Annotated in this window: 19 protein-coding genes; 5 read left to right on the top strand and 14 right to left on the bottom strand. The window is 69.2% G+C overall.

Annotated elements, in window-relative coordinates; genetic code table 11:
- Window positions 1–12: 12 nt before the first annotated feature.
- The 7 genes from DA1_RS12375 to DA1_RS12345 all read right to left on the bottom strand — a co-directional run bounded on the left by DA1_RS12375 (window position 13) and on the right by DA1_RS12345 (window position 9,529).
- Window positions 13–1,530, bottom strand: a complete 1,518-nt coding sequence (locus tag DA1_RS12375; protein WP_034390637.1) for a phosphatase domain-containing putative toxin — start codon at window positions 1,528–1,530, stop codon at window positions 13–15.
- Window positions 1,531–1,838: 308 nt separating this feature from the next.
- Window positions 1,839–3,401, bottom strand: a complete 1,563-nt coding sequence (locus DA1_RS12370) for a Do family serine endopeptidase (RefSeq protein WP_034390635.1) — start codon at window positions 3,399–3,401, stop codon at window positions 1,839–1,841.
- A gap of 95 nt (window positions 3,402–3,496) precedes the next feature.
- Window positions 3,497–3,865 (bottom strand): arsenate reductase (glutaredoxin), encoded by a 369-nt coding sequence (gene arsC, locus DA1_RS12365; RefSeq protein WP_034390633.1) that lies wholly within the window; start codon window positions 3,863–3,865, stop codon window positions 3,497–3,499.
- A 31-nt stretch (window positions 3,866–3,896) separates the two neighbouring features.
- Window positions 3,897–5,213: a nucleobase:cation symporter-2 family protein gene (locus DA1_RS12360; protein WP_034390631.1), complete on the bottom strand. Its 1,317-nt coding sequence runs from the start codon at window positions 5,211–5,213 to the stop codon at window positions 3,897–3,899.
- A gap of 206 nt (window positions 5,214–5,419) precedes the next feature.
- Window positions 5,420–6,805: an 8-oxoguanine deaminase gene (locus tag DA1_RS12355; RefSeq protein WP_034390628.1), complete on the bottom strand. Its 1,386-nt coding sequence runs from the start codon at window positions 6,803–6,805 to the stop codon at window positions 5,420–5,422.
- Window positions 6,806–6,916: 111 nt separating this feature from the next.
- A complete protein-coding gene (locus DA1_RS12350; RefSeq protein ID WP_012203519.1) occupies window positions 6,917–7,825 on the bottom strand; it encodes a LysR family transcriptional regulator in 909 nt (302 codons plus the stop codon).
- 57 nt (window positions 7,826–7,882) lie between these two features.
- The gene (locus DA1_RS12345; RefSeq protein ID WP_034390626.1) at window positions 7,883–9,529 is read right to left on the bottom strand and encodes an ABC transporter permease; all 1,647 of its coding nucleotides are present in this window, start codon (window positions 9,527–9,529) and stop codon (window positions 7,883–7,885) included.
- Between the two features lie 212 nt (window positions 9,530–9,741).
- Here DA1_RS12345 and DA1_RS12340 point away from each other — a divergent pair, with 212 nt between their 5' ends.
- From DA1_RS12340 to DA1_RS12325, 4 genes are all read left to right on the top strand, one after another.
- On the top strand, window positions 9,742–10,839 hold the full coding sequence (locus tag DA1_RS12340) for an ABC transporter ATP-binding protein (protein ID WP_034398197.1): 1,098 nt from the start codon (window positions 9,742–9,744) through the stop codon (window positions 10,837–10,839).
- A gap of 97 nt (window positions 10,840–10,936) precedes the next feature.
- A complete protein-coding gene (locus DA1_RS12335) occupies window positions 10,937–12,316 on the top strand; it encodes a SpoIIE family protein phosphatase (RefSeq protein WP_062794121.1) in 1,380 nt (459 codons plus the stop codon).
- Window positions 12,313–12,945: a DUF6272 family protein gene (locus tag DA1_RS12330; RefSeq protein WP_034390625.1), complete on the top strand. Its 633-nt coding sequence runs from the start codon at window positions 12,313–12,315 to the stop codon at window positions 12,943–12,945. Before DA1_RS12335 ends, DA1_RS12330 begins: the two co-directional genes overlap by 4 nt.
- 37 nt (window positions 12,946–12,982) lie before the next feature.
- Complete coding sequence (locus DA1_RS12325) at window positions 12,983–13,369, top strand: DUF1987 domain-containing protein (protein ID WP_034390623.1); 387 nt, start codon at window positions 12,983–12,985, stop codon at window positions 13,367–13,369.
- Between the two features lie 12 nt (window positions 13,370–13,381).
- On the opposite strand, the gene DA1_RS12320 is transcribed toward DA1_RS12325, so the two are convergent.
- From DA1_RS12320 to DA1_RS12290, 7 genes are all read right to left on the bottom strand, one after another.
- The gene (locus DA1_RS12320; protein WP_034390621.1) at window positions 13,382–13,858 is read right to left on the bottom strand and encodes a GNAT family N-acetyltransferase; all 477 of its coding nucleotides are present in this window, start codon (window positions 13,856–13,858) and stop codon (window positions 13,382–13,384) included.
- 14 nt (window positions 13,859–13,872) lie between these two features.
- Window positions 13,873–14,622, bottom strand: coding sequence for a lysophospholipid acyltransferase family protein (locus DA1_RS12315; RefSeq protein ID WP_034390619.1), 750 nt, complete (start codon window positions 14,620–14,622; stop codon window positions 13,873–13,875).
- Between the two features lie 2 nt (window positions 14,623–14,624).
- A complete protein-coding gene (locus DA1_RS12310) occupies window positions 14,625–15,920 on the bottom strand; it encodes a dihydroorotase (protein WP_034390617.1) in 1,296 nt (431 codons plus the stop codon).
- Window positions 15,921–16,149: 229 nt separating this feature from the next.
- Window positions 16,150–17,112, bottom strand: a complete 963-nt coding sequence (locus DA1_RS12305; protein ID WP_012203510.1) for an aspartate carbamoyltransferase catalytic subunit — start codon at window positions 17,110–17,112, stop codon at window positions 16,150–16,152.
- A 2-nt stretch (window positions 17,113–17,114) separates the two neighbouring features.
- On the bottom strand, window positions 17,115–17,633 hold the full coding sequence (gene pyrR / locus DA1_RS12300) for a bifunctional pyr operon transcriptional regulator/uracil phosphoribosyltransferase PyrR (protein WP_013804027.1): 519 nt from the start codon (window positions 17,631–17,633) through the stop codon (window positions 17,115–17,117).
- Complete coding sequence (gene ruvX, locus DA1_RS12295; protein WP_012203508.1) at window positions 17,630–18,088, bottom strand: Holliday junction resolvase RuvX; 459 nt, start codon at window positions 18,086–18,088, stop codon at window positions 17,630–17,632. Before ruvX ends, pyrR begins: the two co-directional genes overlap by 4 nt.
- Window positions 18,085–18,684 carry a YqgE/AlgH family protein gene (locus DA1_RS12290; protein ID WP_012203507.1) on the bottom strand — a complete coding sequence of 200 codons (600 nt, stop codon included), beginning with the start codon at window positions 18,682–18,684 and terminating at the stop codon, window positions 18,085–18,087. Before DA1_RS12290 ends, ruvX begins: the two co-directional genes overlap by 4 nt.
- Before the next feature lie 24 nt (window positions 18,685–18,708).
- Between DA1_RS12290 and DA1_RS12285 the strand changes: the two genes are divergently transcribed.
- A complete protein-coding gene (locus DA1_RS12285; RefSeq protein WP_034390615.1) occupies window positions 18,709–20,190 on the top strand; it encodes a cryptochrome/photolyase family protein in 1,482 nt (493 codons plus the stop codon).
- The last annotated feature ends 60 nt before the right edge of the window (window positions 20,191–20,250 follow it).

The raw sequence follows: 20,250 nt of genomic DNA, 5'->3' as shown, positions 1-20,250 counted from the left end.
GGATGTGATCGGTCAGCCCATCTTCAGCAGCAGTGCCACTTCGTACGCGTAGAGCAGGTCCTCCTGGGCCTGGGACTGCACGTACTGGGCGTCGATGAGGCGCACGCGGCGCAGCGCCTCGTCGGCGGTGAGGCCCTCGCGCACCAGCCATGCGGCCAGCACCGTGCCCGTGCGGCCCAGGCCGGCCAGGCAGTGCACGGCCAGCACCTCGCCCGCGCGCAGCATGGCCGACATGCGCGCCAGCAGCATCTGGATCTGGGCCACCGTGGGTGATTCGTGGTCGCGCACCGGCAGGTGCAGGTTGCGCAGGCCGTGCTGCTGCAGCGGCTCTTGTGGCAGGTCGTTTTCGGTCAGCGTGATCAGCACGGTGACGCCGCAGCCGCGCAGGGCCTTCAGGTCAAAGTCCATGGACTGCACCACGCCGGGCTGCGGCGCACCGGCCAGCCGGCCCGGCACCAGCCAGGCAAAACCGTTGGGGCCGCGGCTGGCGGGCACGGCCTGCGGGTCGGCGGCCAGCGGCTGCCAGTCCACCAGCACGGCGGGATTGACGGCGCGCGGCCGGGCAGCGGCAGCGGCAGTGGGTGTCGGTGCGGGTGCGGGTACCGGCGCAGGCATGGATGCAGGCACGGGCACGGGCACAGGCTCAGGTGCAGGCATGGGCTCGGACGCAGGCTCGGCGGCCACTGCATCCGACAGAAACTCGGAGATCGCGGCCACGGCCGCTGCAGGCAGCGGAGGAGGCAGGGGCACGCCCTCCTCCAGGTCTTCGGCCCGCGCATCGGGAGAGGCCACGGCACAGCTGCCGGTGCGCAAGAACTGCTGGCCCGCCAGCGACAGCGGTGCACGCAGAAAGGCTTCCATGGATTGCGCCTCGGCGATGCGGCCGCCGGCCAGCAGCAGCATGTCCTGCGCCACGGCCTGTGCGTGCTGCTGGTGGTGCGTGCTCATCAGCACGGCGGTGCGCTGACCCACCTGGCGCAGCAGTTCCAGCAGCACGAAGGCCTCGTAGCCCTCCAGCTCGGCCGTGGGCTCGTCCACCATCAGCAGCGCCGGCTCGGCCAGCGCCTCGCGCAGGATGGCCACGGCCCGCTGCTGCACGGCAGACAGCTCCAGCGCGGGCTGGTCCAGCATCAATCCCAGCTCGGGGAAGCCAAAGGCCTGCACCTGGGAGCGGCACCAGTCGCGCAGCTCATGCGGCACCAGCTTGAGACGGGGGCGCGCCAGCTCCACGATGGCATCGAAGGTGCTGGCCATCATCAGCCTGGCCTGCTGCTGCACCAGGCGCGGCGCCTGCATGCCGCTGCTCCATGGCTGGCCCGCGTAGCGCGTGCTGCCCCAGCGGCGAAAACGCGGATTGGCGGCATTGAGATCGGCCAGCGTGCGCAGCAGGGTGGATTTGCCCGATCCCGAAGGCCCCAGCAGAACGGTGACGCCCCGGGCGGGCAGTGCGAAGTCCACCTCAGCCAGGATGACGCGCGCACCGAACGATGCGCCCAAACCCGCCACCTGCAAGCTGTAGTCCTGATTCAAAGCCGTGCCTTTCCTGTGATGCGTTGCGCCCCCAGGGGCCGTATTCCGTGAATCAAGACGGTCAGCGCACGCCTCGATGGGCCGGCAGTCTAAGCGGTTTCCCTTACATCAATCCGTCACAAAAAGAAACATTACTAACGCAAACGGGCGTTATTTCACACGATACAACCATCACATTGGCATACCGATCCTTGGACCGCTGGCATTTTTCTCTGGGTTTTCCCAAAGCGATAGCCCCGGCGCATTCACGCCGGGGCCGTGCGATCAATCAAGTGTGTGGATGCTTCTGGTCCCTTACCTCCTTTCACTTACCCGAGACGTACGGGGACAAAGATCCTGTTGCCATCGCGCCAGATCAGCACGGCCACGGTCTTGCCGGCCTTGGCCATGGCGGCACGCACGGCCTCGATATCACCGGCAGGCGTGCCATTGATGGACAGCAGCACATCGCCCTGCGTGATGCCGGCCTCGGCCGCCGGGCCTGCGGCGTCGGCCACAACCAGGCCGTCCTTCACGCCGATCTGCTGCTTTTCCTCGGGCTGCAGCGGGCGCAGGGCCAGGCCCAGCTTGCCCTTGCCGGCGTCGGGCTTGTCCTTGGCCACCTTGGCGGCCTTGTCGCTGGCATCGCCCAGCACGGCGCTGAGCGTGCGGGCCTCGCCGTTGCGCCATATCTCCAGCGTGACCTTCTGGCCCGGCAGCGCCTGGCCCACAAAGGCCGGCAGATCGCCCGATCCCACGATGGGCTGGCCATCGATCTTGCGCACCACGTCGCCGGGCTCCAGGCCCGCCTTGGCGGCGGGGCCGCTCTTGTCCACGCTGGACACCAGGGCGCCTTCGGGACGGTCGAGCTTGAAGGAATCGGCAAAGGCCTGGTTCACCTCCTGCACGGCCACGCCCAGCCGCGCATGCTGCACCTTGCCCGTGGCCACGATCTGCTGCTGCACGCGCGTGGCCACCTCGATGGGAATGGCGAAGGACACGCCCTGGTAGCCGCCCGAGCGCGAGTAGATCTGGCTGTTGATGCCCACCACCTCGCCGCGCGCATTGAACAGCGGGCCGCCCGAGTTGCCGGGGTTGATGGCCACGTCGGTCTGCAGGAAGGGCACGAAGGAGTCGTCAGGCAGGGTGCGGCCCTTGGCGCTGACCACACCGGCCGTCACGCTGCTCTCGAAGCCGAAGGGCGAGCCGATGGCCAGCACCCAGTCGCCCACGCGCAGGTCGGCCGTCTTGCCCAGCGATACGGTGGGCAGGTTCTTCGCCTCGATGCGCAGCACGGCCACGTCGGTCTTGGGATCGGCGCCCAGCACCTTGGCGCTGAACTCGCGCCGGTCGGTGAGCTTGACAGTGACTTCCTTGGCGCCGCGCACCACGTGGGCGTTGGTCAGGATCAGGCCGTCGCTGGAGACGATGAAGCCCGAGCCTTCGCCGCGCGTGGGCACATCGCGCTGGGGCTGGCCCTGGCCCATGCCCGGCATGCCGGGCACGCCGAAGCGGCGGAAGAATTCAAAGAACGGATCGTTGGGGTCCATGCCCTGCAGGCCCTGACCTTGGCCCTGGCCTTGCCGTGCAGCGGCCTCGTCGCCATCCTCGCCCATGGCACGCGAGCTGCCGACCACGCTGATGTTGACCACGGCCGCGCCGTTGCGCGCCGTGATGTCGGCAAAGTTGGGCGCCGCCACGGCGGCGGCGGGGGAAGCTGGAGAAGCGGTAGAAGCAGGCTGTGCTGCAGGCGCAAACAGCGACGTGGCGGCACGCGCATCGCCATGCACCACACCAACCAGACCGGCGCCCGTGGCGCCCAGGGCGCCGATGGCACCTGCGGCCACCAGGGCCAGCACCAGACGGCGGGGAGTGGACAGAATCTTGTTCATCGCAGACCTTTCCTCAAAAGCAGCGTTCCTTGCTGCGTTGGGGAGAAGTCTGAAGGGGCAGACTTAGGCGAGGCTTAGAACCCTCGCCGTGCATCTCAGATCAGCGCCAGCACCTTCTCCGGCGGACGGCACAGCGCCGCGCCCTTGGGCGTGACGACGATGGGGCGGTTGAGCAGCACGGGGTGCTCGGCCACGGCGGCGATGAGCTGCGCATCGCTGACGGATGCATCGCCCAGGCCCAGCTCGGTGTAGACGGCTTCCTTGCTGCGCAGCAGCTCGCGCACGGGCACGCCCAGCCGCCGGACCAGGGCCTGCAGTTGCTCAGCGTCCAGGGGCTGGGCGATGTAGTCGACGATGGTCGGCTCCACGCCGTTGTCGCGCAGCAGGGCCAGCGCGCCGCGCGAGTTGCTGCAGCGGTTGTTGTGGTAGATGGTGATGTCGGTGCGGGGTGCGGTGGTGTTCATGGGCCGCAGTGTAGGCCCATGAAAATGCGCATCAGGCCACGGCTTCCTCGGGATGGGCATCGACCTCGCGGCCGGGCAGCAGCAGGTTCAGCCCCACCGCGACCAGGGCGCCGACGGTTATGCCCGAGCCGAAGACTTCGCGCACGAAGGCAGGCATGCGGGACAGCAGGTCCGGGCGCACCGTGACCGCCAGGCCGCAGCCCAGCGAGACCGCGATGATCAGGCTGGCGCGCCGCGAGTGCTCGGCGCCGCTGAGCATGCGGATGCCGGCAGAAATGATCATGGCAAACATCATCAGCCCCGCGCCGCCGAGCACGGGCTGCGGAATCGTCACCACCAGTGCGCCCAGCACGGGAAAGAGTCCGGCCAGCAGCAGCATGACGCCCGTCAGCATGACCACGTGGCGGCTGGCCACGCCGGTCAGCGAGACTACGCCCACGTTCTGGGCGAAGGTGGACAGCGGAGGGCTGGACATCACGGCGGCGAAGGCCGAGCCCACGCCATCGCACAGCATGCCGCTGGACAGGCGCTTGCCGTCGATGCGCGTCTGCGTGGCCGCGCCCAGGGCCATGAAGGTGCCCGTGGTCTCGACGATGGTCACCAGAAAGGCGATGGACATGGCGACGATGCCGGCCACCGGGAACGTCATGCCGAAGGTCAGCGGTTGCGGGATGGCGAAGACCGCGGCCTCGCTCACCTGGGTGAAGTCGATAAGGCCCAGCGCCAGGCACAGCACATAGCCGCAGGCGATGCCCAGCACCACGGCCGAGGCAGAGACGATGCCCCTGCCCCACTGCACGAAGCCGATCACCAGCACCAGCACGAAGCCGGCGATGGCCAGGTGGCCGATCGCGCCGTAGTCGCTGCGGCCCATGCCGCCCGCAGCCCAGTCCACGGCGACGGGGGTCAGCGACAGGCCGATCATGGTCACGACCACGCTGGTCACGGTGTGCGGAAAGAAGCGGCGGATCACGGGCATGAAGTAGCTGCCCACGATCATCACCAGCGACCCTACCAGCGAGGAGCCCAGGATGCCGGCCACGCCATGCTCCAGCCCCACGCTGATGCCCGCGCCCACGAAGGCGAAGCTTGTGCCCATGACGCAGGGCAGCCGTATGCCCACGGGCCCCACCCCCCTGCACTGGACGATGGTGACCACGCCCGAGCCCAGCAGCGCTGCATTCACCAGCGCCACGATCTGGTCGGCCGGCAGCTTGAGCGCCCCGCCGAAGACCAGGGGCACGGCGATGATGCCGCCCAGCGCCGCCAGCAGGTGCTGCAGCGACAGAAGCACCGTGGTGATGAGCATTGGCGGACGGTCTTCCACCTTGTAAAGCAGTTGTTCCATTGTCTTGTCTCCTTGTGTCCTGGCCGTCGGCCTCTTCAGAGGCGCTTGTATGTATGTCGGGGCAGTGGTGCCGGAAAAGGGTGGGGGTCCTGAAAGTGCTGTCCGGGTCTTCGAGCCTCCTGGAGATGCTTCGGGGAAATGGCGCAGGGCGGCAGGTCGGCACCCGCGATGGCCTGGGTGCCGGCCTGCCGCGCTGCAGGGATATGTCAGTGGCCCGCTGCGCGCTCGAACAGCGTGCGGGCCAGTTCGCGGTGGCGTGTCAGCACGCGCGGCAGGTCGGCCGTGAGCAGGTGGCCGTCGCGGACCACGACGCGGCCGTTGATGACGCTGGTGGACACGTCGGTGGGCGTGCAGAACACCAGCGCGGCCACGGGGTCATGGCCTGCGCCCGCGTAACCCACGCCCGACATGTCGAAGGCCACGAAGTCGGCCGACATGCCCGGCGCCAGCGCGCCGATGTCGTCGCGCCCCAGCACGCGCGCGCCGCCCAGCGTGGCGATCTCCAGCGCCTCGCGCGCGCCCATGGCGGCAGGGCCGTGGCCCACGCGCTGCAGCAGCAGGGCCTGACGCGCCTCGCCCAGCATGTGGGCGCCGTCGTTGGAGGCGCTGCCGTCCACGCCCAGGCCCACCGGCACGCCCGCATCGCGCATGGTGCGCACGGGTGCGATGCCCGAGGCCAGGCGCATGTTGGAGCACGGGCAATGCGCCACGCCCGTGCCCGTGCGCGCGAACAGCGCAATGCCCTCGGCATCGAGCTTGACGCAGTGGGCATGCCAGACATCGGGGCCGACCCAGCCCAGGCTTTCTGCGTACTGCGCGGGAGTGAGGCCGAATTTCTCGCGCGAGAAGGCGACGTCGTTGTCGTTCTCGGCCAGGTGGGTGTGCAGCGACACGCCGTGCGCACGCGCCAGCACGGCGGACTCGCGCATCAGCTCGCGCGTCACCGAGAACGGCGAGCACGGCGCCAGCACCACGCGCAGCATGGAGTGGCGTGCGCTGTCGTGGTACTGCTGGATCAGGCGCAGGCTGTCGCGCAGGATGGCTTCCTCCTCCTCCACCACCGCGTCAGGCGGCAGGCCGCCCTTGCTGCGGCCCAGGCTCATGGAGCCGCGCGCCGCATGAAAGCGCATGCCCATCTGCTGCGCCGCGGCGATGGAGTCATCCAGCCGAGCGCCATTCGGATACAGGTACAGGTGGTCGCTGGTGGTGGTGCAGCCCGACAGCATCAGCTCGGCCATGGCGGTCTGGGTGGAGACGTGGATCATCTCCGGCGTGAGGTGCGACCACAGCATGTACAGGTTGGTCAGCCACGAGAACAGCTCCGCATCCTGCGCGGCCGGCACGGCGCGCGTGAGGCTCTGGTACATGTGGTGGTGCGTGTTGACCAGGCCCGGCATGACCACGCGGCCGCGCATGTCCAGCACCTGGGCAGTGCCGTCGTCCACCATGCGGCGGTACTGCGGCGGCAGATCGGCCGTGGTGCCCACCCATTGCACGGCCGGGCCGTCGGCCACCAGGGCGCCGTCGCGGATCTCGCGGCGCTGCGCATCCATGGTGACGAGTACATCGGCGTTCAGTGCGATCAAGGTCATGGCGTTCTCTTCTTCGAAATGGAAAAGCCGCCAGTCTAGGAAGGACAAGCCATTGCCGATAGCGCTGAATTCCGCCCGATGTGTCCACAAAAAGTGGACAGTGCCGAAGACTTACCGCCCCCCGGCAAACAGCCTTGCCAGCGCCTGGCCGATGGACTGGGCCATCAGCTCCCCCGCCGCGCTCAACTGCCCCCTGGCCCGGCCGGTCAGCACCAGCGTCTGCCGCCGCAGATGCGCATCGCGCAAAGGCACGAAGACCAGGGCATTGCGGCTGCGCTCTTCCATCACGTCCAGCGGGTTGAGCAGGGCAATGCCCTCGCCCAGCATGACCAGGCGCTGGATCAGCGCCATGGAGGTGGACTCGGCCACGGGCGTGACCTCGATGGCGTTGCGCGCAAAGGCTTCGTCCAGCAGGCTGCGGATGGACAGCGGCGGCGCGGGCAGGATGAGCGGATGGCCTATGCACTCGCTAAGCAGCACCGACGATTGGCGCGCCAGCGCATGCCGCGGCGGCACGATGGCGCCGATCTGCCATTCGCTGGTGGCCAGCGCGCGCAGCGCGGGGCGTTCGGACAGGTCGTAGGCCAGGCCCAGGTCGGCGTCGCCGCCTTCCACGGCGGCCGCGATGTCGCTCAGGGGCAGGTCGATGATGCGCACCACGATGCCCGGGTGGCGCTGGCGGAATTCATGCACCAGCGAGGGCAGCAGCGAGCCGGCCAGCCCCGTGGTCGCGGCCACGGTGATCTCGCCGCTGCGCGCGCCCTGCAGTTCGGCAATGCGCTCGCGCAGCGCAGCATGCTCGCGCAGCGTGGCGCGCACATGGGCCAGCACCATCTCGCCCGTCGGGGTGAGGCGCAGGCGCTTGTGGATGCGCTCGAACAGGGGCGTGCCCAGCTCGGCCTCCAGGTCGAGGATCTGGCGGTTGACGGCCGTGGGGGCCACGTGCAGATGTTCGGCCGCCTTGCGGATGGAACCGCGGCGGACCACTTCGTCGAGATAGCGCAGGACTCTGGCGTGCATGGCGCGAGCGTAGCCGGCTTTGCCAGGCCGCGCTTTGCAGCACCCGGCAGCGCAGGCTCAGCGGGCAGTGCCCGGGCGCTCGGCGCGCAGCGTGCGGCTGAGCATGATCACGGGGATCAGGCCCACCAGCACCAGGGCCAGCGACGGCAGGGCGGCCTCGCCCAGGCGTTCGTCGCGCGCGAGCTGGTAGGCCACGACGGCCAGGGTGTCGCTGTTGAAGGGGCGCAGCACCATGGTGGCGGGCAGCTCCTTCATCACATCGACGAAGACCAGCAGCGCCGCCGCCGCCGTGGAGCGCCTGAGCAGCGGCCAGTGCACGCGCGACAGCATGCCCCAGGCGCCCGTGCCCAGCATGCGGGCCGAGTCGTCCAGGCTGGGCGCGATGCGCGCATAGCCGCTTTGCATGGACTGCAGGGCCACGGCGCAAAAGCGCACCAGGTAGGCCCAGACAATGCCCACGGCGGTGGCCGTGACCAGGCCGGCAACGCCCCATTCGGGCCGCACCTGCTGCACCCAGCCCACGGGCAGCAGCAGGCCGACGACGACGACGGCGCCCGGCACCGCATAGCCCAGGCTGGCCAGTTGCACCACGCCGCGCGTGACGGCCGACTCCTTGTGGCGGCGCACGGCAAATGCCAGGGCCACGGCGATGATCACGGCCAGCACCGAGGTGATGGTGCCCAGGCGCACGCTGTTGAGCGCCCAATCGAGGAAGCGGTCCCAGGGCAGCACCGACCAGTCGGCCGCCAGCGGGCGCAGCATGAAGAACACGGGCGCCACAAAGCCCATGAGCACGGGCAGCAGGCACACCAGCCAGGCCAGCGCGCAGCGCCAGCCGCGCAGGCGCAGCGGCTGCGCCTCGGCCGAGCTGGCGCGGCCCGTGCTGCCGGTGACGAAGCGCATGCGCCGCTGGGCGCGCAGCTCCAGCTGCAGCAGCAGCACCACCAGCACCAGCAAAAAGGTCGCCAGCTGCGCGGCGGCAATGCGGTTGTCCATGGACAGCCAGGCCTTGTAGATGCCCGTGGTGAAGGTCTGTATGCCGAAGTAGCTGACCACGCCGAAGTCGGCCAGCGTCTCCATCACCACCAGGGCCACGCCAGCGGCCACGGCCGGGCGCGCCAGCGGCAGCGCCACCGACCAGATGCGCCGCGACAGCGGCGCGCCCATCAGGCGCGCGGCCTCCATCAGGTGCGCGGCGCGCTCGCCCAGCGCGGTGCGCGCCAGCAGGTAGACATACGGGTAGAGCGAGAAGATGAAGACCCAGACCGCGCCGCCCAGGCTGCGCACCTCGGGCAGGAGCCGGCCTTCCAGGCCATAGGTGTCGCGCAGCCAGGTCTGCAGCGGGCCGCTGAACTGCAGGAAGTCGGTATAGGCATAGGCCGTGACATAGGCCGGCATGGCCAGCGGCAGCAGCAGCAGCCATTCGAGCTGGCGCCGGCCCCGGAAGTCGAACAGCGTCACGGCCGCCGCCGTGCCCGTGCCCACGATGGCCGCGCCCAACGCCACCAGCAGGCCCAGCCAGACCGTGGTCCACAGGTAGCCGGGCAGCACGGTGGCCGCCATCTCGCGCAGGATGGAGCCGGCCAGGGCATCGCCCTGCCCCACGGGCAGCCAGGAGCCGAGCACGGCCAGCACGGGCAGCATCAGCACCAGGGCCAGCAGGAGCAGGGGAAGGGAGCGGAGTACGGACGACAGACGGCGCAAAGCGGAGGTCTCGGCTAGAGGATGAGGGGGAGGATCTGGCTGCCGGGCTATGGAACGGGCCGGGATCCGCGGCTGCCACCGGCCTGTGGGCCGATGTGCCGCCGAGACCGGACGTGCCTGCAGGCTGCTGGAGTCGGCGGGCTCCGGGCATGCCCCTGGCCCGCCAATGCAAATGCGAATTCTATTCATTTGCGCGGTTCTACAATCGCCGCATGTTTTTGACCGTCTCCCAACTCGAGGTGCGCTACCCGGGCCGCGACAGGCCTGCCGTGCAGGGCGTCACGCTGAATCTGGCCGCTGGCGACATCGGCGTGCTCATCGGCCCCTCGGGCTGCGGCAAGACCACGCTGCTGCGTGCCGTGGCGGGCCTGGAGCCCGTGAGCGGCGGCGAGATCCGCATCGACGGCCAGCTCGTGGGCAGCGCGGATTTCTCGCTCCCTCCCGAGCAGCGGCGCATCGGCATGGTGTTCCAGGACTATGCGCTGTTCCCCCATCTGAACGTGGGCCGCAACGTGGCCTTCGGCATCCACCATCTGCCCAAGGCGCGCCAGGCCGAGCGCGTGGCCGAGGTGCTGGAGCTGGTGGGCCTGGCCGGCAGTGCAGGGAGGTTTCCGCATGAGCTGTCGGGCGGCCAGCAGCAGCGCGTGGCGCTGGCCCGCGCGCTGGCGCCCAGCCCGCAGCTGATGCTGCTGGACGAGCCCTTCTCCAACCTCGACGTGGACCTGCGCGAGCGCCTGGCGCATGAGGTGCGCGGCATCCTCAAGGCTGCAGGCGCCACGGCCCTGTTCGTCACGCACGACCAGCTGGAGGCCTTTGCCATCGGCGACATGATCGGCGTGGTCTACCAGGGGCAGCTGCAGCAGTGGGATGACGCCTATTCGCTGTACCACCGCCCTGCCACGCGCTTCGTGGCGGACTTCATCGGCCACGGCGTCTTCGTGCCGGCCACGCTGGCGCCTTCCGGGGCCGGTGGCGTGGTGGCGCGCACGGCGCTGGGCGATCTGGTCGATCCGGCCACCTGCCCGCTGCCTGCGCAGTTTCCGGGCGGCGAATGCGATGTACTGCTGCGCGCCGACGATGTGGTGCACGACGATGCCTCGCCCGTGCAGGCACGCATCCTGCGCAAGGCGTTTCGCGGCTCGGAGTTCCTCTACACGCTGGAGCTGGCCAGCGGCCACAGCGTGATGGCCCATGTGCCCAGCCACCACGACCATGCCGTGGGCGAGTGGGTGGGAATCCGGCTCGACATGAATCACGTGGTCGCCTTCCCGCGAGAAACACAGGGCGCCCCGCAGTCCGCTGCAGCCTGAACCAGCGGCGTCCGCCGCGCCGTCCGGGCTTTGTCATTCGACGGTCACGGGTGGAACCCAGAATCAGTCACATCTTGTGACAATTCAAGGCCACCCCATGTTTGCTCTGGACCCCTCCTCCACGCAGCACCCTGCAGCGGATCAGCTACCTGACCCTGCACCCGTTCCCGCGCTGGCCCCGGCGCCCGCCGCGCCGCGCCTTGTGGCCCGTGCAGGCCAGCTCAGCCAGCCCACGGCACCGATCCCCCCCGAGGCCAGCAACGAGGATGTGCACCGGCTGTTCAGCGAGCAGCCCATGCTCGAAACCCTGGCCGTGGTGGCCGATGACCGGCCGCTGGGCCTGATCAACCGCCAGCGCTTCATGGAGCAGTACGCGCGGCCCTTTGCGCGCGACGTGTTCGGCCGCCGCAGCTGCCTGGTATTCACCGACACCGCGCCCATGGTGGTGGCGGCCGGCCTGCCCATCGACCAGCTGGTGCAGCAGGCGCTGGCCAGCGGCAGCCGCGTGCTCAAGGACGGCTTCATCACCGTGGAGGAAGGCCGCTACGCAGGCATAGGCACGGGCCACGCGCTGATGGCCGCCATGTCCGACATCGAGGCCGACAAGACGCGCCAGCTCATGGCCAGCATCGACTACGCCAGCCTGATCCAGCGCTCGCACCTGCTCGAATCCGACCGCGTGCTCGCCAGCCAGCTGGCCGACCACGGCCTGCTGTGGGAGCCGCGCGACGTGGTGGGCGGCGATGCGTACTTCTTCCGCGCCACACCGCAGGGCCTGCTGGGCTGCATGTTCGACTGCACGGGCCACGGCGTGCCGGGCGCCTTCATGACGCTGATTGCACTGTCCTTTCTCGAACAGGCCGTGGCGCCTGCAGGTATCGGCACCGGCACCGGCGCCGCCATCGACCCCGGCGCCCTGCTGGGCCAGATGAACCGCTACATCAAGCGCGTGCTGCAGCAGCGCAGCCGCGACGTCCAGCCCGCCTGGGGCGCACCGGCAGCGCCCGCCGATGGCCTGCCCGCCGAAAAAGCCTCCAGCGACGGCCTGGACGCCGCGCTGTTCCTGCAGTCGCCCTGCGGCACGCAACTGCGCTTTGCCTCGGCCCGGCTGGACCTGCTGGTGGCGCCGCCCGGCGTGCAGGAGGCGGCCCAGGTGCAGATCCATGCCGGCGACAAGCTGGGCATAGGCTATGCGACCACGCCCGACGACGCGGCCTGGAGCACGCAGGAGCTGGAGGTCGCGCCCGGCTCGCTGCTGATGGTGGCCACCGATGGCGTCATCGACCAATTGGGCGGCCCGCGCCAGATCGCCCACGGCAGAAAGCGCCTGGCGCGCTTCCTGCACGAGCAGCACGACCGCCCCGCCGCCCAGGCCTGCGCCGAATTCCGGCAGGCCTTTGCCCAGTGGCAGGGCACGCAGCGCCGGCGCGACGATGTCTCGCTGCTGGTGTGGCGCAACCAGGCCCTGCAGCCATGAGCCCGTCCGAATTCGCGCACCTGCGCGCCCAGGCCGAGCACAACGGCCTGCTGCTGTACTACGCGGGCACCTTCAACCCCAATGTGATCCAGGCGGCGGCCGACACGCTCAAGTGCCGGCTGGCCAGCGAGGACGGATCGAGCAGCGCCAAACGCAAGCTGTTTTCCACCTTCATCGAAATGGCGCAGAACGTGCTGCACTACGCGGCGCCGCTGCCTGCCTCTGACGCCGGAGCCAGCCAGGCACTCGGCGAACCCGTGGCACAGGGCGCCATCGGCGTGGGCCGCATCGATGCACCGGCCGGCGCCCCGGACGCGGGGGCCGATCAGGCGCAGGCGCGCTTCTGGATTGCCTGCAGCAACGCCGTGCGCCGCGAACATGTGCCGCGCCTGGCCGCCAAGCTGGATGCCGTGCGCGCCATGAGCCACCCCGAAATCAAGGCCGCCTACAAGGCCCAGCTGCACAACACCGACCACAGCGCCAGCGATGACATCAGCCGCGGCGCGGGCCTGGGCTGGCTGACCATTGCGCGCGACGCCTCGGCACCGCTGCAGTACCACATCGCCACGGGAGAGGACGCCGCAGATACCGCGCCCCATGCCGTGTTCCACGTCAAGGCGCTGATCTGAGCGCCGGGACCCCTTCCCGAATCCGAATGACGCCGCCATGCAAGCACTGAAATCCGAACGCACTTCCGTCACGCCCGAAGTGGTCTTCTCGCCGGCCGAGCAGCTTTTGCGCATCGAAGGCGAGTGCTATCCAGAAAACCCGCTGCCCTTCTTCACCCCCCTGCTGGCCATGCTGGGCCAGTACTTAGAGGCCAGCCAGCCCGCACGCTTCGTGGCCGAGGTGAAGCTGCAGTACATCAACAGCGCATCGACCATGGGGCTGCGCTCGCTGTTCGAGCTGCTCGACCATGCAGGCAGCAAGGGCACGGACATCCGCGTGCTCTGGGCCTTCGACGAGGAAGACGACGCCATCGAGGAACTGGGTGCCGACCTGGTGGAGGACTTCGCCAACCTGGTGCTGGAGCGACAGCCCTACAGCAACTGAGGGGCCGGCCTTTCAGGCCAGCGGCTTGCCCATGAGCACCGTGGTCAGGCCGCAGTCCCATTCCTCGTCGGGATAGGTGTCCAGCGTGGCGTAGCCCTGCGCCGTGTAAAAGCCCAGGGCCTGGGTGTTGAAGCTGTCGGTCTCCAGGCGCACCTGGGCGTGGCCGGCGGCGCGCAAAGCCTGCTCGGCATGGGCCAGCAGCGCACGGCCCACGCCGCGCCCCTGCCAGGCCGGCAGCACATGCAGGGCGCCGATGAAGTCATCCACCCAGTCCACGAAGCCGGCGACCACGCCATCGCACTCGGCCACCCGGAAAAGGTGGCCGCGCGACTGCACGTACTGCGCGGTCTTGCCGGAGGCGCAGAACTGCGCATGCTTGTCCGCCGTCAGCTGGGGCTTCCAGGTGCTGTCGTAGGTGGCCCAGAGAACGGCGTTCAGGGCGGGAAGGTCATCAGGCCGCGAGGGCCGGAGCGTGAGAGTGTCAGTCATGTCGCTGGCAGCGTTCAGGCCTGGCGCAGCCGGTCCACCTCGGCATGCAGGTCCTGCGACCAGACGCGGCGGTCGCGGCCTTCGGCCGTCTGCGGCTGGCCATAGTGGACGACGGCCACCAGGTCGTCGGCGCACAGCGTGCGCCAGATGGAGCCCAGCAGGGTTTCATCGCCCTCGTAGCTGGGCGCGTGGCTGATCTGGCCGGTGGCGCCGTCGATGAAGCGCAGGCCCACGGGCAGCACGGGCGCATCGATCTGCACGGCCGCCTGCAGCAGGTTGGCATGAAAGGGCAGCAGCTTGCGGCCGTCGCCCGTCGTGCCTTCGGGGAAGATGGCCAGGATCTCGCGGCGCTGCAGGGATTCCTCCATGCTCTGCACCATGCGCCGGGCATCGCGGCGCGAGGTGCGCTCGATGTACAGCGTGCCCGCCGCCGTGGCCAGCGTGCCGATCAGCGGCCAGCCCTTGACGTCGGACTTGGAGATGAAGCGGCAGTGCCGCGCCGCATGCAGCACGGGAATGTCGAGCCAGGAAATATGGTTGCTGACCATGAGCATGGGGCCCTGGCGCGGCGGCTCGCCCTGGATCTCCAGGCGCACGCCCGCATGGGCCAGCAACTGCAGGGCCCAGGCCTGCACATGGGCGTGCTGGCGCGCCTCGGGCAGCTGCGGAAAGCGCAGGGCCACGATCCACAGCCCCTTGCACACATGGCCGAACAGGCGCGCTGCGCGCAGCGTGGCGCGCCCTCCCCTGCGCAGACGGCTCATGTTCAGCGGCGTTCGAATGCCACGCGGCCATCGACCAGCGTGCAGCGCACGCGGGCCGGCAGCTCGTAGCCGCCGAAGGGCGTGCTCTTGCCCTGGCTGGCCAGTTCCTGGGGCTTCACGGTCCAGGCCGCCTGCGGATCGACGATGCACAGGTCGGCCACGCCGCCCTCGGCCAGACGGCCCAGTTGCTCCTGCAGCTCGCCCAGCGCCGATCCCAGCACCTGCACGGGCGATGCCGTGATGGCGGCCAGTGCGCGGTTCAGGGGCACACCGCTTTCCTGCGACCACTTGACGGCCAGCGACAGCAGCAGCTCCACGCCCGTGGCGCCGGGCTCGGCCTCGGCAAAGGGCAGGACCTTGGCGTCTTCATCGACGGGCGTGTGGTCGGAGACCAGGGCGTCGATGGTGCCATCGGCCAGCGCGGCAGACAGCGCATCGCGGTCGCGCTGCTGGCGCAGCGGCGGCGTGACGCGCGCGCTGCTGTCGAAGTAGCCGATATCGGTATCGGTCAGGTGCAGCGAGTTGATGGACACGTCGGCCGTGACCTGCAGGCCTTCGGCCTTGGCACGGCGCACCAGTTCCACGCCTGCGGCGCTGGACAGGCGGCACAGGTGCACGCGCGCCTGGGTGCCGCGCATCAGCTCGAAGATGGTGTGCAGGGCAATCGTCTCGGCCGCCACGGGCACGCCGGACAGGCCCATGCGCGTGGCCAGCGGGCCGCTGGCGGCCACGCCCTTGCCCAGGTACAGCTCCTGCGGGCGCAGCCACACGGTGTAGCCGTAGGTGGCCGCATACGCCAGCGCGCGCTGCAGGGTCTGGGTGCTGGTCATGGGCACTTCGGCCTGGCTGAAGCCGATGCAGCCGGACTCGGTCAGCTCGGCCATCTCGGTCAGCACTTCGCCCTTGAGACCCAGCGTCAGCGCGCCCAGTGGGAACAGGCGCGACTGGTGCAGCTTCTCGGCGCGGAACTTGAGCATCTCCACCAGGCCCTGCTCGTCGAGAACGGGGTCGGTGTCGGGCGGGCAGACCAGGCTGGTCACGCCACCGGCCACCGATGCAGCCATCTCAGACTGCAGCATGCCTTCGTGCTCGTGGCCGGGCTCGCGCAGGCGCACGGCCAGATCGACCAGGCCCGGCAGCACCCAGCAGCCGGCGGCATCGATCTCGCGTTCTGCGGCAAATCCCTCGGGCGCCTTGCCGATGGCCAGCACCTTGCCGCCATCGATGGCCACGTCGGCCTGCTGGTCCAGGCCCCGTGCCGGGTCCATCACTCGGCCGTTGCGGATGAGTATCTTCATGGTTTGCTACCCCGTAGACCGCAGGCGGCGCATGGGCTGCGGCCTGCGGCGATCAAAAACATTTGCATTCACAAAAAGCGCCTGGACTCAGTCCAGGACACCGGGCATGGAAAAAGCATGGCCCATCTCAGGGACGCCGAGCAAAGGCCGCCCTGCAGCGAGGGCGTCGTCCCCCTCCCGCGTAGCGAGAGAGGGGGAAGCGACGCAGTCGCTCAGGGGGTGCTTCATTTCAAGCCTCGTTGCCGGCCACTATCGACATGACGGCCATGCGCACGGCGATGCCGAACGAGACCTGCGACAGGATCACGGCCTGCGGGCCATCGACCACTTCGGAGTCGATCTCCACGCCGCGGTTGATGGGGCCCGGGTGCATGACGATGGCGTCCGGCTTGGCCAGGCGCAGCTTCTCGGCCGTGAGGCCGAAGCTCTTGAAGTATTCCTGGCTGGACGGCAGCAGGGCGCCGCTCATGCGCTCGTTCTGCAGGCGCAGCATGATGATCACGTCGCAGTCCCGGATGCCCTCTTCCAGCGTGTGGAAGACGCGCACGCCCATCTGCGCCAGGTCCGGCGGCACCAAGGTGCGCGGGCCGACGACGCGCACTTCGGCCGCGCCCAGCGTGGTCAGCGCATGGATGTCGGAGCGCGCCACGCGCGAGTGCAGCACATCGCCCACGATGGCCACGCGCAGGTTGGCGAAGTCCTTCTTGTAGTGGCGGATGGTGTACATGTCCAGCAGCCCCTGCGTGGGGTGGGCGTGGCGGCCGTCGCCGGCATTGACCACGTGGACATGGGGCGCCACATGCTGGGCGATGAGGTAGGGCGCACCCGACTCGCTGTGGCGCACGACGAAGATGTCGGCGGCCATGGCCGAGAGGTTGGCGATGGTGTCCAGCAGCGATTCGCCCTTGCTGGCCGAGCTGCGCGCGATGTCCAGGTTGAACACGTCGGCCGACAGGCGCTTGGCCGCGATCTCGAACGTGGTGCGCGTGCGCGTGCTGTTCTCGAAGAACAGGTTGAACACGCTCTTGCCGCGCAGCAGCGGCACCTTCTTGACCTCGCGGTCATTGACGCTGACGAAGTTGGCCGCCGTGTCCAGGATGTGGGTGAGGATGTCCTTGGACAGTCCTTCGGTGGACAGCAGGTGGATCAGTTCGCCGTTCTTGTTGAGCTGGGGATTGCGCTTGTACAGCACGGTCAGGCCTCTTGGATGCGGAATTGGAAGACGCCGGCGTCATCGCGCGCCAGCGACAGCAGGCGGTCGGCCGGCAGCGCGATGCGCGCGGCGGCAAAGTCGGCCTGGAAGGGCAACTCGCGCCCGCCCCGGTCCACCAGCACCGCCAGGCGCACGCAGGCCGGGCGGCCGTAGTCATAGAGTTCGTTGAGCACGGCGCGCACGGTGCGGCCGGTGTAGAGCACGTCGTCCAGCACCAGGATGTCGGCGCCGTTGACGTCAAAGTCGATCTGCGTCTGGGCGCTGGTGGCCATGCCGCGCTGCGCGAAGTCGTCGCGGTGCAGGGCCGAGGACAGCACGCTGGGGTTGCCGGGCAGGTTCAGGTCCTTGTGCAGCCGCTCCACCAGCCAGGCGCCGCCCGAGGTGATGCCGGCCAGGCGGGTTTCAGGCCCCATGAGGCTGCGCACGCCGCGCAGCAGTTCGCGGTACAGGGCCTCGGCGTCCAGCACCAGGCTGCCGGCTCCCGCAATGGATTCACTCATGGAAGACTCCTCAAAAACTGTTCAAGAATGATGCAGGCCGAGGCCGCATCGGCATCCCTTGCGCCACCGGCCAGGGCCTCGGTGGTGCTGTAGCGCTCGTCCACCTCATAGACAGGCAGGCCGAAGCGGCTCTTGAGCTGGCGGCCGAATTTCTTCGCCCGCGCCGTGTTCTCGTGCGCATTGCCGTCGGGGTGGTAGGGAACGCCGATGACCAGCGCATCGGGCTGCCACTCCTTGATGCGCTCGCCGGCCTGGGCCAGGCGGGCCTCGCCAGCCTCGGCGCGGATGGTGGGCAGCGGGTTGGCCGAGCGCAGCATGCGCGTGCCCACGGCACAGCCCGTGCGCTTGGCCCCGAAATCGAAGGCCACGAAACTCTGGAAATGGGAGGGAACGGTGGGCGGCACGGCCGTGCCGGCTGCCGCTGCTGCCTGGGACTCGGGAGCGGGCAGGCTCATGCACGCCCCGCTTCGGGCGAGATCATCCAGCGCTGCAGGCCCAGCAGGCCCAGGGCGCGGTCATAGCGGTCGTCGACCGGGGTGTCGAAGATGACGTTGGCGTCGGCACCCACCGTGAGCCAGGCGTTTTCGGCCAGCTCCGACTCCAGCTGTCCCTCGCCCCAGGACGCGTAGCCCAGGGTGACCAGCAGGCGCTTGGGGCCTGCGCCGTCGGACAGGGCTTCGAGCACGTCCTTGGAGGTGGTCATCTCCAAGCCGCCGGGAATGGTCATGGTCGAGGCGTAGGCGGACTCGTCGTCGGGCGCGCCTTCGATGACCATGGGGTCGTGCAGCACAAAGCCGCGATCGGTCTGCACGGGTCCGCCGTTGAAGACACGGTTGCCGCGAAGGTCCTCGCGGCCCAGGGCCAGATCCACCTTTTCCAGCAAGCCTTCCAGCGTAAGCTGCGAGGGCTTGTTGATAATCAGACCGAGCGCACCGCGCTCGCTGTGTTCGCACAGGTAGATCACACTGCGCGAGAACGCTTCGTCTTCCAGGCCAGGCATGGCAATCAGGAAGTGGTGCGTCAGATTGATAGGCGCAGTTTCAGCAGACATAACCACGGATTTTACCGGCGATCCATGCCACCTTCTTACCCTGTGGGCTTGGTCTGGCTGCGGCGCGACCTGCGCCTGGCCGACCACGCCGCCCTCTACCACGCGCTGCGCCAGTGCAGGCAGGTGCATTGCGTGTTCATCTTCGACGACGACATCCTCGCCCCCCTGCCCCGTGCAGACCGGCGCGTGGAGTTCATCTGCCAGAGCCTGAGCGGGCTGGACGATGCGCTGCGCGAGGCCTCGGGCCGCGCCGACACCGGCCTCATCGTGCGCCGTGGCCGGCCCGCTGAGCAGATCCCGGACCTGGCCCGGCAGCTCGGCGCCCAGGCCGTGTTCTGCAACTGGGACGACGAGCCCGACGCCCTGGCCCGCGACGCCCGCGTGCGCCAGGCCCTGGCCGCCGAGGGCGTGGCCCTGCACAGTTTCAAGGACCACATGGTCTTTGCGCGCGACGAGGTGCTGACCCAGGCCGGCGCGCCGTTCTCGGTGTTCACCCCGTACAAGAACGCCTGGCTGCGCCAGATCACACCCTTCTTCCTGTCCGCCTATCCCAGCGAGCGCGACCTGCCCGAGCGCCTGGCCCCGCGCCCCGAAGGCGAACGCCGCCCCGTGCCCACCGCAGCCGACCTGGGCTTTGAGGCCGGCACGCTGGACGGCCTGCGCCTGCCCACGGGCTGCGCCGGCGCCGAGGAACTGCTGGCCGACTTTCTGCCGCGCCTGCCGCGCTACAAGCAGGCGCGAGACTTTCCCGCCGTCAAGGGCCCCAGCTACCTGAGCGTGCACCTGCGCTTCGGCACGGTCTCCATCCGCCGCCTGGCAAGGCTGGCCTGGGAGCAGACGCAGAGCCAGCCCCATGATGCCGAGGGCGCCGCCACCTGGCTGTCCGAGCTGATCTGGCGCGACTTCTATTTCCAGATCCTGGCCCACCATCCGCACGTGGTGCACGCCAGCTTCAAGCCCGCCTACGACGCCATCGTGTGGGATACCGGCCCCGAGGCCGATGCGCTGTATGCCGCCTGGTGCGAGGGCCGCACCGGCTATCCGCTGGTCGATGCCGCCATGCGCCAGCTCAACACCACGGGCTATATGCACAACCGGCTGCGCATGGTGGCGGCCAGCTTTCTGGTCAAGGATCTGGGCATAGACTGGCGCCGGGGCGAGGCCTGGTTTGCGCGCCAGCTCAACGACTTCGACCTGGCGGCCAACAACGGCGGCTGGCAGTGGGCGGCCTCCACGGGCTGCGATGCCCAGCCCTGGTTCCGCATCTTCAACCCCATCACGCAAAGCCAGAAGTTCGATGCCGATGCGCGCTTCATCGAGCGCTACGTGCCCGAACTGGCCCGCCTGCCCGCCGCGCTGCGCCACGCGCCCTGGCAGGCCCGGCCGCTGGAGCTGGCCGAGGCCGGCGTGGTGCTGGGCACGGACTACCCCCATCCCGTGGTGGACCACGCAGCCGCGCGCGAGCGCACGCTGGCCCGCTACGGCGTGGTCAAGCAGGCCAGCTGAAAAACCTGCTGGAATAAAAAAAGAGCAGCGGATGCTGCTCTTTTTTGTTCAGGCCACCAG

The sequence above is a fragment of the Delftia acidovorans NBRC 14950 genome, assembly GCF_001598795.1.
GTDB lineage: Bacteria > Pseudomonadota > Gammaproteobacteria > Burkholderiales > Burkholderiaceae_C > Comamonas > Comamonas acidovorans.
The sequence above is the reverse complement of the archived record's forward strand: the minus strand, read 5'-3'. Positions and strand labels throughout refer to the sequence as shown.

What these genes read in the sequence shown, in the direction of transcription:
- DA1_RS12335 (WP_062794121.1), top strand. Translation starts at nt 10,937, where the DNA reads ATGTTTGCTCTGGACCCCTCCTCCACGCAGCACCCTGCAGCGGATCAG.
- DA1_RS12355 (WP_034390628.1), bottom strand. Translation starts at nt 6,805, where the DNA reads ATGACCTTGATCGCACTGAACGCCGATGTACTCGTCACCATGGATGCG.
- pyrR (WP_013804027.1), bottom strand. Translation starts at nt 17,633, where the DNA reads ATGAGTGAATCCATTGCGGGAGCCGGCAGCCTGGTGCTGGACGCCGAG.
- ruvX (WP_012203508.1), bottom strand. Translation starts at nt 18,088, where the DNA reads ATGAGCCTGCCCGCTCCCGAGTCCCAGGCAGCAGCGGCAGCCGGCACG.
- arsC (WP_034390633.1), bottom strand. Translation starts at nt 3,865, where the DNA reads ATGAACACCACCGCACCCCGCACCGACATCACCATCTACCACAACAAC.
- DA1_RS12360 (WP_034390631.1), bottom strand. Translation starts at nt 5,213, where the DNA reads ATGGAACAACTGCTTTACAAGGTGGAAGACCGTCCGCCAATGCTCATC.
- DA1_RS12350 (WP_012203519.1), bottom strand. Translation starts at nt 7,825, where the DNA reads ATGCACGCCAGAGTCCTGCGCTATCTCGACGAAGTGGTCCGCCGCGGT.
- DA1_RS12310 (WP_034390617.1), bottom strand. Translation starts at nt 15,920, where the DNA reads ATGAAGATACTCATCCGCAACGGCCGAGTGATGGACCCGGCACGGGGC.
- DA1_RS12325 (WP_034390623.1), top strand. Translation starts at nt 12,983, where the DNA reads ATGCAAGCACTGAAATCCGAACGCACTTCCGTCACGCCCGAAGTGGTC.
- DA1_RS12315 (WP_034390619.1), bottom strand. Translation starts at nt 14,622, where the DNA reads ATGAGCCGTCTGCGCAGGGGAGGGCGCGCCACGCTGCGCGCAGCGCGC.
- DA1_RS12340 (WP_034398197.1), top strand. Translation starts at nt 9,742, where the DNA reads ATGTTTTTGACCGTCTCCCAACTCGAGGTGCGCTACCCGGGCCGCGAC.
- DA1_RS12320 (WP_034390621.1), bottom strand. Translation starts at nt 13,858, where the DNA reads ATGACTGACACTCTCACGCTCCGGCCCTCGCGGCCTGATGACCTTCCC.
- DA1_RS12330 (WP_034390625.1), top strand. Translation starts at nt 12,313, where the DNA reads ATGAGCCCGTCCGAATTCGCGCACCTGCGCGCCCAGGCCGAGCACAAC.
- DA1_RS12370 (WP_034390635.1), bottom strand. Translation starts at nt 3,401, where the DNA reads ATGAACAAGATTCTGTCCACTCCCCGCCGTCTGGTGCTGGCCCTGGTG.
- DA1_RS12290 (WP_012203507.1), bottom strand. Translation starts at nt 18,684, where the DNA reads ATGTCTGCTGAAACTGCGCCTATCAATCTGACGCACCACTTCCTGATT.
- DA1_RS12285 (WP_034390615.1), top strand. Translation starts at nt 18,709, where the DNA reads ATGCCACCTTCTTACCCTGTGGGCTTGGTCTGGCTGCGGCGCGACCTG.